The sequence below is a fragment of the Streptomyces sp. NRRL S-646 genome, assembly GCF_000720765.1.
Taxonomy (GTDB): Bacteria; Actinomycetota; Actinomycetes; order Streptomycetales; family Streptomycetaceae; genus Streptomyces.
Map to the genome: position 1 here is coordinate 1 of NZ_JODC01000082.1, position 903 is coordinate 903.

Annotated in this window: 1 protein-coding gene; it reads left to right on the forward strand. The window is 70.4% G+C overall.

Annotated elements, in window-relative coordinates:
• The coding region (gene glyA, locus IH68_RS0148970) for a serine hydroxymethyltransferase (RefSeq protein WP_030950315.1) at nt 1-903 on the forward strand (903 nt) is incomplete at both ends.

The window sequence follows — 903 nt, forward strand, 5'->3', positions numbered from 1 at the left end:
CTGGACCTGGCGCACGGCGGCCATCTCACCCATGGGATGCGGCTGAACTTCTCCGGCAAGCAGTTCAACGTGGTCGCCTACCACGTGGACGACTCCGGTCTGGTCGACATGGCCGAGCTGGAGCGGCTGGCCAAGGAGCACCGCCCCAAGGTGATCATCGCGGGCTGGTCGGCCTACCCCCGCCACCTCGACTTCGCCGCCTTCCGGCGGATCGCGGACGAGGTCGGCGCCTACCTGTGGGTGGACATGGCGCACTTCGCCGGGCTGGTCGCCGCCGGGCTGCACCCCAATCCCGTCGAGCACGCGGACGTGGTCACCTCCACCACCCACAAGACGCTCGGCGGTCCGCGCGGCGGCATCATCCTGGCCCGCAGCAAGGAGTTCGCCAAGAAGCTCAACTCCTCGGTCTTCCCGGGCTTCCAGGGCGGTCCGCTGGAGCATGTGATCGCGGCGAAGGCGGTCTCCTTCAAGGTCGCCGCCTCCGAGGAGTTCAAGGAGCGCCAGCGGCGTACGGTGGAGGGGGCCCGGATCCTGGCCGAGCGGCTGACCGCGGCCGACGCCCGCGAGGCCGGGGTGAACGTCCTGTCCGGCGGCACCGACGTGCACCTGATCCTCGTCGACCTGCGCCATTCCGCACTGGACGGGCAGCAGGCCGAGGACCGTCTCCACGAGGTCGGCATCACGGTCAACCGCAACGCCGTCCCCAACGACCCGCGTCCGCCCATGGTGACGTCGGGTCTGCGGATCGGCACCCCGGCCCTGGCGACCCGCGGCTTCACCGCCGAGGACTTCGCCGAGGTCGCGGACGTCATCGCCGAGGCACTCAAGCCGTCCTACGAGGCCGAGGCACTCAAGACCCGGGTCAAGGCCCTCGCCGACAAGCACCCGCTCTACCCCGGTCTG